Consider the following 15,118-nt stretch of genomic DNA (forward strand, 5'->3'; position numbering starts at 1 on the left):
GACGGCGGTAGGGGGCCTTGCCGAGAACTTCGGTGCTGGCGGATGGATTGGCCAGCAGCGTGGCTCCGGCGAGCGCGAGAGGGCCTGAGGGTGGGATCACTGTCCACAAGTCCTCACAGATCTCCACGCCAAGGACAAAGCCCGGGACATCCAGCACCTCAAACAGCAGTTTCGTGCCGATGGCCACATCCTCGTCATTCAAGCGCAGCGTGGAAACATTCAGCGTGTGCGCAGGTGAGAACCAGCGGCGCTCGTAGAACTCAGACGAGTTTGGCAGGAAGGTCTTGGGCACGAGTCCGAGCAGGCGGCCCTTGGCCAGCACTGCCGCCATGTTGTAGAGGCGATCCTGCACACGCAGAGGCAGGCCAACTACCAGCACGCAGGGCAGGTCCAGCGTGGCGTGAACCAGCTCGGCGAGGCCCTTCACGCTCGCATCCAGCAGGGCGTTGGTGTGAAACAGATCCGCGCAGGAGTAGCCGGTGAGGCTTAGCTCCGGGAACACCACCAGACGGCAGCCGCGCTGTGCCAGCGTGCGCGCCTCACGGGCAAGGATCGCGACGTTCTTTGACACATCTCCCAGCACCAGTTCCGGGGACACGGCAGCGACGCGTGCAAAGCCAAGACGTTCGCGGCTGGTGGTCGGGGTGGGGGATGCTTGCGGCATGGGGGAACCTAGCACGGAGGGTTTGGGGTGTGCGAGGAGTAAGTACGACAGACACTCTTGTCTGTCGATGCCCAGCGCTTCGCTGAAATCCATCGTTTGCAAATTGGCACTCAGCTCCGCCGCAGCAGAGTGATGCTATCGGCTGGCGAAGGGCAAGCGCAGACGTGGGAGGTAGCGGTGACGCTGATCGACAGGCAGGAGTGCCTGTCGTACTACTCCAGCATCCTTGCCTTCAGATCTGGCGTGGGCATCATGCAGGACTCATCTTTGCCGAACCACCGGTAGCGATTGCGGGCCATGAAGTAGTAAGCAGCGTCGCGGAGGGCGCGTGGCAGAAGTTTGAAAACTAGCGCGAGTTTCCACAGGCCGCCGAGCGTGCGGGCGATTTCGAGGGCGGCGTCGCTGGCTTTGAAGGCACCGCGAGGTGTGATGAAAAGCATGGCGTTGGGCGCAGCAGGATCGAGGCCGTGCTGTGCGTAGAGCTGGCTGCCCATAGGGCTTTGGATCGGGGCGAATTTGATCTTGCCCGCTGGATCTCGCTTTACGATGAAGCGCACGCTGGCATCGCAGAGATGGCAGATGCCATCAAAGAGAAGCAGGTGGTCGCGGCTGGGATCGTAGTGGGACACGGCTAGTCGAGCTTACGACTGTCCGGAGCGGTTGGCACTGACGAAAACCAGAAGAGGTAGGCGAAGATGAGCAGAGTGCCGAAGCCAAGGGTGAAGCCCCAGGTGCGGGTGTGGGCCATGGGATGAAGAATGTAGGCGGCGATGCGGCTGAGCAGTGAAACGGGGCGGTGAACGAGGTCCCAGCTGTTCCAGCGGTCAAAGCGTCCGAGGTAAACGCCGAAGCCGCTCAGGCCCAGTGAGCCCAGCGTGACACACCAGGCGGTGGCGTGGGAAAACTTCCGCGCAAACCAATGCTGAACGATGTGAAGGGACTGAAAGCCGAACCAGAGCGCGACGAAGGCAAAGGATAGCAGCATGAGGAGATCGAGCCACTTGGGGACGTGGGCGTTGTGCTCGTTGAGGTGCATCAGGTCAGTGAGGACATAGGGAGCATTGGGAAAGAACAGCAGCCAGACTGCGAGCAACGGCACTGCCAGCACAAGGCGGTTGATCTGTCGCAGGCCGATGCTGAGGCCCAGCGGGATTGCGGCCAGGAAGAGATTCCACAGCATGAAGGCGTAGTAGTTATGTCCGGCGAGGTGAATGCGCAGGTTCAGCACGATGCAGCACCACAGGCAGGCGAGGAGGTTCAGCAGAAAGACGCGGTTGGACATGGCTGGCGCAACGATACGTCTTATTGTGCAATCACGGCAAGTGGTGCGCGATTTATGAAGATGAATTCACGCGGGGTTCACGGGAAGTTCATCGAGCACACCCCATTCTCAAACCGCCGCCTTACGCCTATTCTTCGCCGCCTTGAGCTGGCCACATCCCGCAGCCACATCAATGCCGCGACGCTGGCGGATGGTGCAGGGGAAACCGGCTTCTTGGAGAATGCGGTGGAAGGTGTCGGCTGAGCTGTCGCTGCTTTCAGTGCCGATGTAGCCGTCGGTGCGGTTGAGCGGGATGAGATTGATGTGGGCATCCAGACCGTGGAGCAATTCGGCGATCAACCGGGCATGCTCGGGCGTGTCGTTGACGCCTTCGATCAAGGTCCAGGCGAAGAAGATGCGGCGGCCGGTTTGCGCATTGTAGCTGCGGCAGGCGGCGATGAGATCGGCCAGCGGCCAGCGCTGGTTGGCGGGGATCAGTTTGGCGCGCTCCTCCTCGGTGGCGGCATGCAGGCTGACGGCGAGATTGTAGGGCCGGTTTTCCGCCGCCATGCGCAGGATGCCGGGCACCACGCCGACGGTGGAAACGCTGATCTTGCTGGGACCGATGTTCAGGCCACGCGTGTCGCAGATGATGTCGAGGGCGGTCATCACGGCATCGTAGTTGTGCAGGGGCTCGCCCATGCCCATGAAGACAAGATTGCGCAGGCCTTTTTTCTCTCCTTTGGCGCGCACAGCGCGCTGCGCATGCAGCACCTGGGCCACGATTTCGCCGGGGCGCAGATGGCGCACGAAACCCATCTGGCCGGTGGCGCAGAAGACGCAGCCCATGGCGCAGCCTGCCTGGGTGCTGACGCAGGCGGTGTGGCGGCCGGGGTAGCCCATGATGACAGTCTCGATCTCCTGCGCATCGGCCATGCGAAGGAGGAATTTGTGCGTCAATCCATCGCTGCTGGGCGTGTCCAAAGAGGCGGGTGGGACATCGAGCGTCCATGAGCCATCGCTGAGCACCTGCGTGAGCCATTTGCGCAGGGGAGGGAGGAGGTCCTCACGGGAGAGGGGATCCGCCATCGCCTTGAAGTGGAGGGTGTTCCAAAGCGTTCCTGCATGCGCCGGACGCAAACCTGCGGCCACGATCACCTCGCGCAGCTGGTCAAAGGTCAGGTCATGGAATGATTGTGGCATCAGGTGAGGTAAGGGTTTTCGCGCTTCTCACGGCCGATGGTGGTGTCATCGCCGTGGCCAGGATAGACGCGGGTGGCATCGGGCAGGACGAAGAGCTTCTTAATGATGCCGCTGAGCAGCAGCGATCCGGAACCGTTGGGGAAATCGGTACGCCCGACGCTGTCCAGGAAGAGCACGTCGCCGCCGAAGAGCAGGTTTTGGGATGGGAGGTGGAAGCAGAGGCTGTCCGGGGAATGGCCGGGGACGTGGTAGAGATTCCAAGTCTCACCGAGGACTTCGATCTGGCTTTGACCTTCGAGAACCTCATCCACCGCAAAGGGAGGGACGGAGAAGGGGCTGCCCGTCACGGCGCCGTAGAGAATCTCCAGCGTCAGCTCGCGTGAATAGGGGGCAAAGGAGAAAACCTTGCAGCCGTGCTCCGCCTTCACAGCCGCGGCATCCAGCACGTGATCAAAGTGCTGATGCGTGAGGAAGAGGACATCCACCTTCACTTTTTGCTGCCTAAGCCATGCGCTTATCCCATCCGGTGCATCCACAAGAATAGTCCCGCCGGGCAGGGTGAGCAGATGGCCGTTGGTGGCGGCGATGCCGCCGGTGTAGGTGATGATTTCAGACATGGAGATGGCGAAAGACGGGAAAGAGGTGGACATTTCAACCCAGAAAAGGCAAAATCTGAACGCAAAACGCACCGCGAGGTTCGTTATAGATCTGGACGACCCCCACCATGACTCGCTTTTTACTCACCCCCGTCGCTGCTGCGGCCACTGCTCTCGCGCTTTTCATTCCCTCGGCGCAAGCGGAGACCAATTTTGGCCAGGTGGCCATGCATGTGGCCTACATGCTGCAAAACCACCACTACTCGAAGCAGGACTTCGACGACAAGGTGTCAGGCGAGATGCTTCATAACTACCTGAACATGCTCGACTTCAAGCACATCTTCTTCACCGAGCAGGATGTTGCGGGCTTCAAGGACAAGTATGAGACCACGCTGGATGACCATGTGCTGATGCGCAACATCAGCCCCGCCATCGAGATCTACGACATTTACAAAGAGCGCGTGAAGGAACGCGTGGATTTCCTCAAGAAGGCTCTCGACACCAACAAGTTCACCTTTGACTCGAAGCGGACCATTGAGATCAAGCGCGACAAGGCACCATGGCCGAAGGACAAGGCCGCCCAGGACAAGATTTGGCTCGACATCATCGAGGACAATCTGCTGGCAGAGCGAATCGCCGATGAAACGCGTGAGCGAGATGAAAAGAAAAAGGCTGAAAAGGCCGCCGCCAAGAAAGCCGGCACCGCCGAGGCCAAGACTGAAGCAGCACCTGAAGCTGGGAAAGTGACTCCTCCAGAGAAGCCTGCCGCCGATGCTCCCAAAATCGCCGCCAAGAAGGAAAAGGACGACAAGGATCTGACTCCGAAGGAGCGCGTGCTCAAAGATTACACGCGTCTGCTTGAGAGCATCGACGAGAACGACACCAAGGACGTGGTGAACTTCTTCCTCTCCAGCCTGGCCACCGCCTATGACCCGCACACCGAGTACATGAGCACGGATGAGAGCGACAACTTCAAGATCCACATGCAGCACAAGCTCGTCGGCATCGGCGCGCTGCTCGGTCAGAAGGATGACGGCGCAGAAATCCAGGGCATCGTCGTCGGCGGTCCTGCTGACAAGCAGGGCCAGCTCAAGCTGAACGACCGCATCATCGCCGTCGCTCAGGGTGATGAAGAATTCGTCGACGTGAAGTACCTCAAGCTGCAGAAGATCGTCGACATGATCCGCGGTGAGAAGAACACCACCGTCCGCATCAAGATCGTCCCCGCTGACGATCCCTCCGGCAATCGCATCATCGCCATCTTGCGTGATGAAGTGCCGCTGAAGGAGAAGCTCGCCAACGCCGAACTCCTCGTCACGCCTCCGGATCTCGGCAAGACGCTCAAGGTCGGCTGGATCAACCTTTCCAATTTCTATGCGGACATGGAAAACAACACGGTCAGCACCAGTGTGGACGTGGAGCGCCTGCTGCGTCGTCTGATGAAGGAAAAGATCGACGGCCTCGTGCTCGATCTGCGCGACAACGGCGGCGGTTCCTTGGACGAAGCCATCAAGCTCACCGGTCTCTTCATTCCTGCCGGCCCTGTGGTGCAGGCCAAGGACTGGCGCGGCAGCATCACCTGGCGTGACTGCGAAAACGAAAAGCCCGTGTATGACGGCCCCATGATCGTCCTTATCAACAAGGCCAGCGCCTCGGCCTCTGAGATTTTGGCGGCGGCATTGCAGGACTATCGCCGTGCGCTCATCGTCGGGGACAAGTCCTCCTTCGGCAAGGGCACCGTGCAGACCATCCTCCCTGTCGAGCGTTACATGCCTTTCTTCAGCGACAAAAAAGGCGCTGGCGACCTCAAGGTGACGATCCAGAAGTTCTACCGCATCGCCGGTGGTTCCACCCAGCTCAAAGGTGTTGAATCCGACATTCCTCTACCTTCGATCCGCGACGTGCTGGACATCGGCGAATCCTCCGCTGAAAACCCGCTGCCCTACGACACCATCCCACCGCGTAAGTACCCACTCTTCCGCAAGGATCCGTTCCCGATCGAAGAGATCAACGCACGTGTGAAGAGCCGTGTGGCCACGAGCCCTGAGTTCCAAAACGTGGTCGAAGAGTCCACGCGTCTGAAGGACAAAATCGACCACAACACGGTCTCTTTGAATCTGCAGGAGCGTGAGAAGGAGCGCCTCGACACCGAAGCGCGTCGTGACAAGCAGACCGAAGACCGGTCCAAGCGAACCAAGGATGTCGCTGAGCGCATCAAAGACAACGGCTTCAAGGCTTATCACCTCACGCTGGACAACGTGGACAAGCCAGACCTGGTGCCCGAGTCTGCCTTCAGCAAGGAAATGAATTCTGGCATGCGCACAGCTTCCAAGGATGACGACAGCGGCAATGACGAGGCCAAGTTCCCTTACGGCGTCGAGCCTGTGAAACTCGAAACCATCCACATCCTGCGTGACCTCCTTGAGCTTGATCACAAGCCCACCACGGCGGCCAAAACCGAGGACAAAGCACAGGTCGGCACCAAGCCTCAGGCTCAGTAATGACCCGCCTGTCGCCCGGGCTCCTCACACATTCCACTGGCAGCACGCACTGTATGCAGGTCGGCATCATCACTGTCTCTGACCGTGCCAGTCAGGGTGTCTATGAGGATCTTGGCGGTCCGGCCCTGAGGCAGGCGGCGGAAGGTTACGGCTGGGGGGTCGCTGCTGAAGCGATCATCCCCGATGACCTTCTGCGCATTCAGGAAGCGATCCGCTCCTTCTCAGCCCAGGGCTGCGCGCTCATCCTTACCACGGGTGGAACGGGCATCGCTGAGCGTGATGTCACCCCCGAGGCCATTCGTGGCATCATGCGCGTGGAGATCCCCGGCTTTGGGGAGCTGATGCGGATGAAGTCACTGGAATTGACCCCAAACGCTATTCTCTCCCGCAGCCTTGCGGCGGTGGTGGACCGCAGCCTCGTCATTGCCCTGCCAGGAAAACCGCAGGGCGCTGTGGATTGCCTCAGCTTTGTGATCGGGGCCATTCCGCATACGGTAAAACTCGCGCAGCGGGTTCCGACAAGCTGCTAAAAGTACGACAGACACTCCTGTCTGTCGACCAGCGCACTCGCGGGCTCCATTACCTCCGAGTTTGCCGAGATCTCCGCCCGCCAATTTCAGTGCTCCTGCGTGAACGCATGCGCGAAGATGGGTGATCTCAGCTGCACACGTTTTGGAAAAGACGTTCGCCAGTGAGTTTGCGGTCCCGCTCGCCGACAGGCAGGAGTGCCTATCGTACCTCCAGAGAAGCACGCGGGTCGTCATCACCTTGCATTTGCGGCTGGACTTGCAGGCGGAGTCTCGATTACAACTCTGCTTTCAGCCAAACCACTCCCATGAAACGCATTCCTGTTTCCTCCCGCCGTCAGTTCCTCACGAAGTCTGCCGTCGCCATCGGCTTTCCCACCATCATTCCGGCCAGTGTCATTGGACAGAATGCGCCTTCCAGCAAGATCACCATGGCCGTCTTCGGCTGGGGCATGATGGGGCCGGGCAACACCGCCAAATTCCTCCAGGAGCAGGACTGCCAGATTGTGGCCGCGTGCGACATCGACAAACGCAATCTGCAGAAGGCGCTGGACACCATCAACGGCGCTTACAAGAACCAGGACTGCAAGCCCTACCACGACTACCGCGAAGTCATGGCCCGCAAGGACATCGACACCGTCATGCTGGCACTGCCCGACAACTGGCATGCACTCACCGCGATTGAAGCCGCAAAGAACGGCAAGGACATCTACGGTGAGAAGCCGCTGGCGCGCACCATCGCCGAGCAGCAGGCCATTGTGAAAGCGGTGCAGAAGCACGGGCGCATCTGGCAGACGGGATCCTGGCAGCGCAGCGAGGACAATTTCCGCATCGGTGCTGAGATCGTGCGCAACGGCCTCATTGGAAAGCTGAAGGAAGTTCACGTGGGCCTGCCCAGCGGGCACAACGACTTCGCCAAGACAGGGGACAAACGCAGCGTCACACCACCACCGGCGGAGCTTGATTATGAAATGTGGATTGGCCCTGCGACGATGCAGGACTACATCGAATGCCGCATCCACAAAAACTGGCGCTGGGATTACAACATCGGCGGCGGTCAGCTGCTCGACTGGATTGGTCACCATTGCGACATCGCCCACTGGGGCATGGGCATGGACCGCAGCGGCCCGAGCGAGGTGAGTCCCCTGCAGGTGGACATGCCGCCGCGCACGGACATCTGGAACACCGCCACCAAGTACCGCGCCGAAGCCAAGTATGCGGGTGACATCACCATGACCATCGCAGGCGGTCACGACGACATCAAGATGGGCACCAAGTGGATCGGCGCTGACGGCTGGGTCTATGTGAATCGCAATGGTGCGTACGACTGCTCGAATCCAGCGCTCAAACAAATGGTCAAAAAGCGGAAGGACGAAAAGGATCCGAAGAGCGAGATCATCGAAGTCGCCAAGGCACCGAAGCTGGGTGACGACATCATCAAGACCCGCCTCTACGAAACCAAGGGGCACCATCGCAACTTCCTCGACTGCGTGAAGAGCCGTCAGCCCACCGTCACCCCGGTGGAAACCGCGCACCGCAGCGCCAGCCCCGGCCACCTTGCGCTCATTTCTTTCCTCACCAACCGCTCCATCAAATGGGATCCCGTGAAGGAGGAGATCATCGGCGATGCAGATGCGAGCAAGCTTCTCACTCGCGAGTATCGTGGGCCGTGGAAGCTGGAAGTATAGGCTAGGAAGGTAGGGCGCTTGGTCCTCCAAGCGCCGTCATTCGCAAGCTCCTGAGCTTCGTATTCGTTGCAAGGCTCTCAAGGTTACGTCGTCTCACGCGGCGGGCTGCGGACAGCCCGCCCTACCTCCTGCCGCTTACGCGATCACATCGTGCAGCACATTGCCGTGCACATCCGTGAGGCGCAGATCGCGGCCGCTGAAGCGGTAGGTGAGCTGCTCGTGATTGATGCCCATGAGGTGCAGGACGGTCGCCCACATGTCATAGACAGTGCTGGCGTTTTCGATGGCGTGGTAGCCGAAGTCGTCCGTGGCGCCGTAGATGTGGCCGGGTTTGACGCCGCCACCGGCCATCCAGATGGTGAAGCCGTAGGGATTGTGGTCGCGGCCATCGGTGCCCTGCGCGAAGGGCGTGCGGCCAAATTCACCGGCCCAGATGACGAGGGTGCTGTCGAGCAGGCCGCGTGATTTGAGATCCTTGACCAGCGCGGCGATGGGTTGGTCCACCTGATGAGCCATGTTGCCGTGGCCTTTTTTGATTTCTCCGTGCTGATCCCATGGATTCGCAGCCTGACCTCCACCGAGTTTTTGCGGCAGGCAGCTTAATTCCACAAAGCGCACGCCGCGCTCCACCAGACGCCGCGCCAGCAGGCACTGCCGCGCATAGGCGGTGCGTGGCGAGTCTGGGCCATCCATGCCATAGAGCTGCTTCGTGGCTTCAGTTTCACCTGAGATGTCGCACAGCTCCGGCACGGTGGACTGCATGCGCCAGGCCATTTCGTAGTTTGCAATGGCCGCATCCACATGGACGTCATGTTGTGAGGTGCTGGCGAAGCGGTGATCCATCGCGCCAATGAAATCGAGCTGCCTGCGCTGCATGTTGCGAGGCTGCTTGGAATGGATGTTTCGCACGGCCTCTTCCACATCCGCCTGCACGATGCTGGCTTGATGTTGCGCAGGGAGGAAACCGTTGCTGAAGACACCCACGCCGCCATGAGGAACCGTGGCGCCACCGCTTTGCAGCACGATGTAGCCGGGAAGATCGCGCGACTCTGTGCCAAGGCCGTAGCTGGCCCATGCGCCTGCGCTCGGATAGCCGAGGAAGGGGAAGCCGCTGTGCATGAAGAAATTTCCCTGCGCGTGCTCGCTGAACTTGGCCGTCATGCTGCGGATGACGCAGAGCTCATCCGCGACCGTCGCCATGTGCGGAAAGAGCTCGCTCACCGGCATGCCGCTCTGGCCACGCTGACGAAACTCCCAATGGGCAGGCTGGACGGTGCCGTTGTTGTTGAACTGTGTTTTTTGCACCACGCCCGGCATGGACTGACCTGCGTATTTTTCCAGCAGCGGCTTCGGATCAAACGAATCCAGGTGCGACACCCCGCCGCTCATATAGCAGAAGATCACGCTGCGTGCCTTGGGAGCAAAACGCTTCGCACGATTCACCGGCGACTCCGCCTGCATCAGGCCTGCCAATGCAGCCATGCCAAAGCCGGTGGAGGCATTGGCAAGAAGCTGGCGGCGTGAAAAGGGGGCGTTCATCAGGCGATGATGTCTTTGAGCACATTGCCATGCACATCGGTGAGGCGCAGATCCCGACCACTGAAACGGTAGGTGAGCTGTTCGTGGTCGATGCCCATCAAATGCAATACGGTGGCCCACATGTCATAGACGCTGGTGATGTTTTCGACGGCGTTGTAGCCGAAGTCATCCGTGGCACCGTACACATGACCGCCTTTGACACCGCCGCCTGCCATCCAGACGGTGAAGCCGTAGGGATTGTGATCGCGGCCGTTGGAACCCTGCGCAAAGGGCGTGCGGCCAAATTCACCGCCCCAGACAACGAGTGTGCTGTCGAGCAGGCCGCGAGAGCGGAGATCTTTGATGAGTGCAGCGATGGGCTGGTCGATCTGATTCGCCATCTTACCGTGGCCTTCAACGATGGCGCTGTGGTGATCCCAGGGGTTGGCGCCGTTGCCGCCACCGACGTTGTAAGCGAGGGTGCTGAGTTCGATGAAGCGCACGCCGCGTTCGACGAGACGGCGGGCGAGCAAGCACTGGCGGGCGTAGGCGGCTTTTTTCGGCTCGGGATCGTCGAGGCCGTAGAGTTTCTTGGTCGCTTCAGTTTCACCGCTGATGTCGCAGAGATCGGGCACGGCGGACTGCATGCGCCAGGCCATCTCGTAGTTGGAGATGGCGGCCTCGACGTGCATGTCATGCTGCGTGGTGCTGACGAAGCGGCGGTCCATCGCGCCGATGAAATCGAGCTGCTTGCGCTGCATGTCCTGCGGCTGGCGCGGGCGGATGTTGACGACGGCTTCGGCTTCATCTGCCTTCACGATGCTGGCCTGATGCTGCGCGGGCAGGAAGCCGTTGCTGAACAATCCCACGCCACCATGCGGAGTGGATGCACCGCCGCTTTGCAGCACGATGTAGCCGGGAAGATCGCGCGACTCGGTGCCTAGGCCGTAGCTCGTCCATGCACCGGCGCTGGGGAACCCGAGGAAAGGGAAGCCGGTGTGCATGAAGAAGTTCCCCTGTGCATGCTCGCTGAACTTCGCCGTCATGCTGCGGATCATGCAGAGATCATCCGCCACGCCGCCTACTTGAGGAAACAGATCGCTCACTTCCAGGCCCGACTGTCCACGACGTTTAAACTCCCAGTGCGAGGGTTGCACCGTGCCGTTGTTGTTGAATTGCGTCTTCTTTACAGCACCTGGCATTGGCTGCCCAGCAAACTTCGTCAGCATCGGCTTGTGATCGAAGGAATCGACATGCGATACTCCGCCGCTCATGTAGAGAAAGATCACGCTGCGAGCCTTGGGAGCGAATTTCTTCGCGCGATGCACGAGAGGCATGTCTGCGAGCGCCTGCTCCTGCATGAGGCCTGCAAGTGCGGCCATGCCGAAGCCGGTGGAGGCACGGGAGAGGAGCTGGCGGCGGGAAAAGGACATATTCATTTTGCGTCGGTTGGTTGAAGGCGCTGGCGGATTTCGGAAGTGATGTCTTTGTCTATTAAGCCCATCCCGAAAGATTTCACTTTAGCAAAAATGGATTGAGGTCGTTCGACGAAGTCAAATAGCGGATGGCCAGCGATCTCCGAAGGCCAGATGGCTCGGCTGCCGAAATCAGTGCTGAATGTCAAATCACCGTACAAGGACTCTAATCCCCAGTGTTTGGCTAGGTAATCACGCACTTCGTCGCACCCGGCACAGTAGTTGGATGCTTCCACCCAATTAAAATCTCTGGTCACGAACACCATGAACCAATCATCAATCCATGGTCCATTGTCAGTGGTGTATTCACCAAAAGCCACAATTTCGCTAATTGGAATCTGCCAGTCGCCGTAGTCTGGTGAGGCATAGATGAGCGTCGAGTCTTTGACGCTTAGTACGCCAGACTTTGGATCGGGTGCAGTCTTCGGAATCGGCTTTCCAGCGCGAACGTCCTCCATCAGGCGATCTATCTTCCTGAAGGTCGATCGAAACAACGTTCGCGAAAGAATGTCCGTTAGTAAGCCCATGTTACTGCAGGTAGATGAACTCCTTCAGGTTGATGAGTGACTGCGCGAGGCTGGTCCAGGCTTGGAATTCGGGATCGTCGCTGGCGGTGGTGCGCAGTGATTCTAGATGGCTGGCCTGCTGCTTGCGGCGGGGGTTGAGTTTGGAGAGCTTACTGCGCTGCTCCGCCGTGAGTGAGGCGATGATGTCGGCCTTGGTAACGCTGCTGGATTCGATTAGAGCGGTCTTGGCAATCTCCTCCGGAGTCAGCGCGCGATCATAGAGTCGGGCACGGAAGATGCGGCCAGTCAGGCCTTTGTTGCCAGTGGGGGCACCGTGGCGGCAGCCGAGAAGAATCTGAGAGGCCTCGGCTTCAAAGAGTGCTGCGGGGGCTTTGCGAAAGGTGCGGCCGTAGGGTTTGCCATCGCGGTAGCCGCTGATGGTGCCATCGGGCTGATACACAACGGCGACATGCACGGGGCGTGTGGAAGCTTCAGTCTCGTCCTCGCCTTCAAAGAGTTCGCTGCGGTCAAAGAAGTTGCTTCCAGCGACCCAGTGCTGCGGGTTCTTTTCGGCAAAAACGATGGAGTCAAACTGTCCGCCGTCTTTGTGCTGCACAGTGACTACGCCGCCGCCACGCTGGGTGAGGTTGTCGAGCATGACCCAAGCTTCGAGGGTCTTGGTGGTGAGCGGCTTTGGCAGCGAGCCGGATTTGGCCATCGACTTGCCATCGAGAACGAGTGCGCCTTTTTCGATGTGGGCGGTGCCGACGAGTTCGAGATGCATGCGACCGTTGACGTCTTTGGCATCCTTCTCAAAGGTCCACTCGGCCAGTGGTTCGGGGGTGTCGAGAGGAACGGCGGGGAGTTTGCGCGTGGCCTGCAGCTTCAGTCGGCCGGAATCGAGGATCGCGTTGATCTGCTGGTCTAGAGCGGCGAGCTCTTGCTCCTGGAAAGCGAGTTCCTGAGCGCGAGCATTGCTTTCATGCTGCAACGTGGTGAGATATGCAAGGCTCTGCTTCACTTCATCCGCCGAGGCTTCGCGAGCGAAGGCCTCGTGGAACATTTGTTTCACACGCTGTTCGGCGTTGACCTTGCTGGAGCGCAGCGCCCATTCGCGGGACCAGCGGATGACGTTGTTGTCGTTGAGCAGGGTGAGTGACTGCGCGGGGACGTTGGTGGTGTCGCGCTTGCCACGGGTGCTGAAGGGCACGGGCGAGTCGAAGGTGGTGAGGAAGGGATCCAGCGAATTGCGGATGACCTTGACGTAGATGCTGCGACGCGGCGTGTTGTTGGCGGTCGATTCGCCATAGAGTTCGGGTTCGAGCTTGCCGGTCAGCGTAAGGATGGAATCGCGAATGGCCTCGGCTTCGAGCCGGTGGATGATCCAGTGGCTCAGCAGCTTGTTCTCGGGGTCCTTCTGCATGGCGATGTCGGCTGCCTGTGCGCTGCGCTGGAAGGCTTTGGAACTCACGATGAGTTTCAGCATGGCTTTGATGGAACCGCCGCTGTCGATGAAACGTTGGGCGAGGAAGTCGAGCAGCTCGGGATGCGTGGGCAGATCGCCGAGCTTGCCGAAATTATCGACGCTGGCGACGATGCCGCGACCGAAGACGTGATGCCAGAGGCGGTTGACGATGACGCGTGCGGTGAGCGGGTTGTTCTTCATGTCCGCCATGTGCTCGGCCAGCTGCAAGCGACCGCTGCCCTTGGTGTTGAAGGGCGTGGGATCGAGGGCATCGAGGAAGCGGCGCGGAATGACTTCAGCGGGTTGTTTGTGATCGCCACGGACAAACAGCGGAGCGTCCTTGGCATCGGCTTCGATGACGCCGGGCACACGGGTGGGCATGGGCAGCTTGGCTTCGACTTCGCGATAGCGGGTCACCAGTTTGGCTGCTTCTGAAATGTCCTTCAGTTGGTTCGGCAACAGGCCTGCTTGAACAAGGCGGTTGAGCGCTTCGGCCTGGCTGTTGCTGAGCGTTCCCTTCTGCCATGCTTGAATGACTTCACCGGCGGAGAGCTGCGTGCGCACTTCGGCTGTTGGCGGATTTTTGTCCTTCGTGATGACGACATCGGTGAGGCCAAACCAGGAACGTGCGTCCTTGTTGTATTCAGCCGGCATGTCGGCAGAGGTGATGAGCTGGATGAAGATTTCATCGCCCTTCCAGAATTCGAGATCAAGCGAGCGCCAGCCAAGCTTCTCATCCTTGGTCTCACCCAGCAGCACTGCCTTGTGAATCGTACCGGTGCGAGGGTAGTTCTCCACGACGTACTTGGCCTTCACGCCGCCATTGCCAGCCACGCGGAACCACAGCGTGCCGCCTTCGCATTTGAAGCGGTTTGAAAACACGACAGCGCGTTCCTTGGTGGTGAGCAGGTTGCTGAAATAACCACCGGGATAGATCTGCGAGACAATGCCCGTGCCTTCAAGCGCGACGGAGAACTCGCCCGCCTTGGTGAGGCTGACGCCGTTGGTGAACCACTGGTATTTGTCGAGGCCGGGATGCGTGGAGTCGGAGGTATCGTAGGAGACAGTCTTCGGCGCCACCTTCAGCCAGTGCGCGGCCACCGCGTCTTTGATCTGCTGCTTGAGCTTGGCGAGTTCTTCACGCTCCGCCTTGCCGGTGCCGGGGGCATTGACGTCAATGACAGCAGGGTGGGTGCTGGTGAAGATGCCGTAGAGGGAATAGAAGTCGGCCTGGGAGATGGCGTCAAACTTGTGGTTGTGGCAGCGGGCGCAGCTCACGGTGAGGGACTGGAAGGCCTTGGTCACGGTGTCTATTTGGTTGTCCGTGAAGGTCACCATTTCATCGAGCGAATCGACCGGTGAGAAGCCGTGCAGCACCATGCGAAGCTGCGCGATGCCGATGGCGCTTTCGTTGATGCCGTTCTTGATGCGTGGCTTGGCCAGGAGATCTCCGGCGATGGCTTCCTTGAGGAGTTGCGGGTAGGGCACGTCTTCGTTGAAAGCGCGGATAAGGTAGTCGCGATACTGGAAGGCGTAGGGGATGGCGGGATCACCTTCGGAGCCGTAGCTTTCCGCGTAGCGCACCCAGTCCATGAAGTGGCGGGCCCATTTTTCGCCGAAGTGCGGGGACGCAAGCAGGTCGTCGATGCTCTGGTTTCCCGCAGGTGGAAGACCGGTGAGGATATAACTCATGCGGCGGCGCAGTGTCTGCGCA

Annotated in this window: 12 protein-coding genes; 3 read left to right on the plus strand and 9 right to left on the minus strand. The window is 59.8% G+C overall.

What is annotated here, in order from left to right; all coding sequences use genetic code 11:
• From ACIREA_RS11805 to ACIREA_RS11825, 5 genes are all read right to left on the minus strand, one after another.
• Positions 1-664 (minus strand): nitrilase-related carbon-nitrogen hydrolase (locus ACIREA_RS11805; RefSeq protein WP_397382474.1); only part of this gene is annotated, 664 nt, incomplete at its 3' end.
• Positions 665-876: 212 nt separating this feature from the next.
• Positions 877-1,293: a thiol-disulfide oxidoreductase DCC family protein gene (locus ACIREA_RS11810; RefSeq protein WP_397382475.1), complete on the minus strand. Its 417-nt coding sequence runs from the start codon at positions 1,291-1,293 to the stop codon at positions 877-879.
• Between the two features lie 2 nt (positions 1,294-1,295).
• The gene (locus tag ACIREA_RS11815) at positions 1,296-1,946 is read right to left on the minus strand and encodes a DUF1361 domain-containing protein (RefSeq protein ID WP_397382476.1); all 651 of its coding nucleotides are present in this window, start codon (positions 1,944-1,946) and stop codon (positions 1,296-1,298) included.
• Between the two features lie 108 nt (positions 1,947-2,054).
• On the minus strand, positions 2,055-3,128 hold the full coding sequence (gene rlmN / locus ACIREA_RS11820; RefSeq protein ID WP_397382477.1) for a 23S rRNA (adenine(2503)-C(2))-methyltransferase RlmN: 1,074 nt from the start codon (positions 3,126-3,128) through the stop codon (positions 2,055-2,057).
• On the minus strand, positions 3,128-3,778 hold the full coding sequence (locus ACIREA_RS11825) for an MBL fold metallo-hydrolase (RefSeq protein ID WP_397382478.1): 651 nt from the start codon (positions 3,776-3,778) through the stop codon (positions 3,128-3,130). Before ACIREA_RS11825 ends, rlmN begins: the two co-directional genes overlap by 1 nt.
• A 74-nt stretch (positions 3,779-3,852) precedes the next feature.
• Between ACIREA_RS11825 and ACIREA_RS11830 the strand changes: the two genes are divergently transcribed.
• The 3 genes from ACIREA_RS11830 (at position 3,853) to ACIREA_RS11840 (ending at position 8,440) form a co-directional block, all read left to right on the plus strand.
• Positions 3,853-6,225, plus strand: coding sequence for a carboxy terminal-processing peptidase (locus tag ACIREA_RS11830; protein WP_397382479.1), 2,373 nt, complete (start codon positions 3,853-3,855; stop codon positions 6,223-6,225).
• Positions 6,225-6,755: a molybdenum cofactor biosynthesis protein B gene (locus ACIREA_RS11835; protein WP_397382480.1), complete on the plus strand. Its 531-nt coding sequence runs from the start codon at positions 6,225-6,227 to the stop codon at positions 6,753-6,755. Before ACIREA_RS11830 ends, ACIREA_RS11835 begins: the two co-directional genes overlap by 1 nt.
• 305 nt (positions 6,756-7,060) lie before the next feature.
• On the plus strand, positions 7,061-8,440 hold the full coding sequence (locus ACIREA_RS11840; RefSeq protein WP_397382481.1) for a Gfo/Idh/MocA family protein: 1,380 nt from the start codon (positions 7,061-7,063) through the stop codon (positions 8,438-8,440).
• A 135-nt stretch (positions 8,441-8,575) separates the two neighbouring features.
• On the opposite strand, the gene ACIREA_RS11845 is transcribed toward ACIREA_RS11840, so the two are convergent.
• The 4 genes from ACIREA_RS11845 to ACIREA_RS11860 all read right to left on the minus strand — a co-directional run bounded on the left by ACIREA_RS11845 (position 8,576) and on the right by ACIREA_RS11860 (position 15,108).
• Positions 8,576-9,979 (minus strand): DUF1501 domain-containing protein, encoded by a 1,404-nt coding sequence (locus ACIREA_RS11845; protein WP_397382482.1) that lies wholly within the window; start codon positions 9,977-9,979, stop codon positions 8,576-8,578.
• Positions 9,979-11,397: a DUF1501 domain-containing protein gene (locus tag ACIREA_RS11850; protein ID WP_397382483.1), complete on the minus strand. Its 1,419-nt coding sequence runs from the start codon at positions 11,395-11,397 to the stop codon at positions 9,979-9,981. The genes ACIREA_RS11845 and ACIREA_RS11850 overlap by 1 nt, the downstream gene beginning before the upstream one ends.
• Complete coding sequence (locus ACIREA_RS11855) at positions 11,394-11,891, minus strand: hypothetical protein (protein WP_397382484.1); 498 nt, start codon at positions 11,889-11,891, stop codon at positions 11,394-11,396. Before ACIREA_RS11855 ends, ACIREA_RS11850 begins: the two co-directional genes overlap by 4 nt.
• Before the next feature lie 70 nt (positions 11,892-11,961).
• Positions 11,962-15,108 carry a DUF1553 domain-containing protein gene (locus tag ACIREA_RS11860; protein ID WP_397382485.1) on the minus strand — a complete coding sequence of 1,049 codons (3,147 nt, stop codon included), beginning with the start codon at positions 15,106-15,108 and terminating at the stop codon, positions 11,962-11,964.
• Positions 15,109-15,118: the final 10 nt, after the last annotated feature.

The organism is Prosthecobacter sp., assembly GCF_044373815.1.
Lineage (GTDB): Bacteria > Verrucomicrobiota > Verrucomicrobiia > Verrucomicrobiales > Verrucomicrobiaceae > Prosthecobacter.

What these genes read in the sequence shown, in the direction of transcription:
- ACIREA_RS11815 (WP_397382476.1), bottom strand. Translation starts at nt 1,946, where the DNA reads ATGTCCAACCGCGTCTTTCTGCTGAACCTCCTCGCCTGCCTGTGGTGC.
- rlmN (WP_397382477.1), bottom strand. Translation starts at nt 3,128, where the DNA reads ATGCCACAATCATTCCATGACCTGACCTTTGACCAGCTGCGCGAGGTG.
- ACIREA_RS11825 (WP_397382478.1), bottom strand. Translation starts at nt 3,778, where the DNA reads ATGTCCACCTCTTTCCCGTCTTTCGCCATCTCCATGTCTGAAATCATC.
- ACIREA_RS11830 (WP_397382479.1), top strand. Translation starts at nt 3,853, where the DNA reads ATGACTCGCTTTTTACTCACCCCCGTCGCTGCTGCGGCCACTGCTCTC.
- ACIREA_RS11835 (WP_397382480.1), top strand. Translation starts at nt 6,225, where the DNA reads ATGACCCGCCTGTCGCCCGGGCTCCTCACACATTCCACTGGCAGCACG.
- ACIREA_RS11840 (WP_397382481.1), top strand. Translation starts at nt 7,061, where the DNA reads ATGAAACGCATTCCTGTTTCCTCCCGCCGTCAGTTCCTCACGAAGTCT.
- ACIREA_RS11845 (WP_397382482.1), bottom strand. Translation starts at nt 9,979, where the DNA reads ATGAACGCCCCCTTTTCACGCCGCCAGCTTCTTGCCAATGCCTCCACC.
- ACIREA_RS11850 (WP_397382483.1), bottom strand. Translation starts at nt 11,397, where the DNA reads ATGAATATGTCCTTTTCCCGCCGCCAGCTCCTCTCCCGTGCCTCCACC.
- ACIREA_RS11855 (WP_397382484.1), bottom strand. Translation starts at nt 11,891, where the DNA reads ATGGAGGACGTTCGCGCTGGAAAGCCGATTCCGAAGACTGCACCCGAT.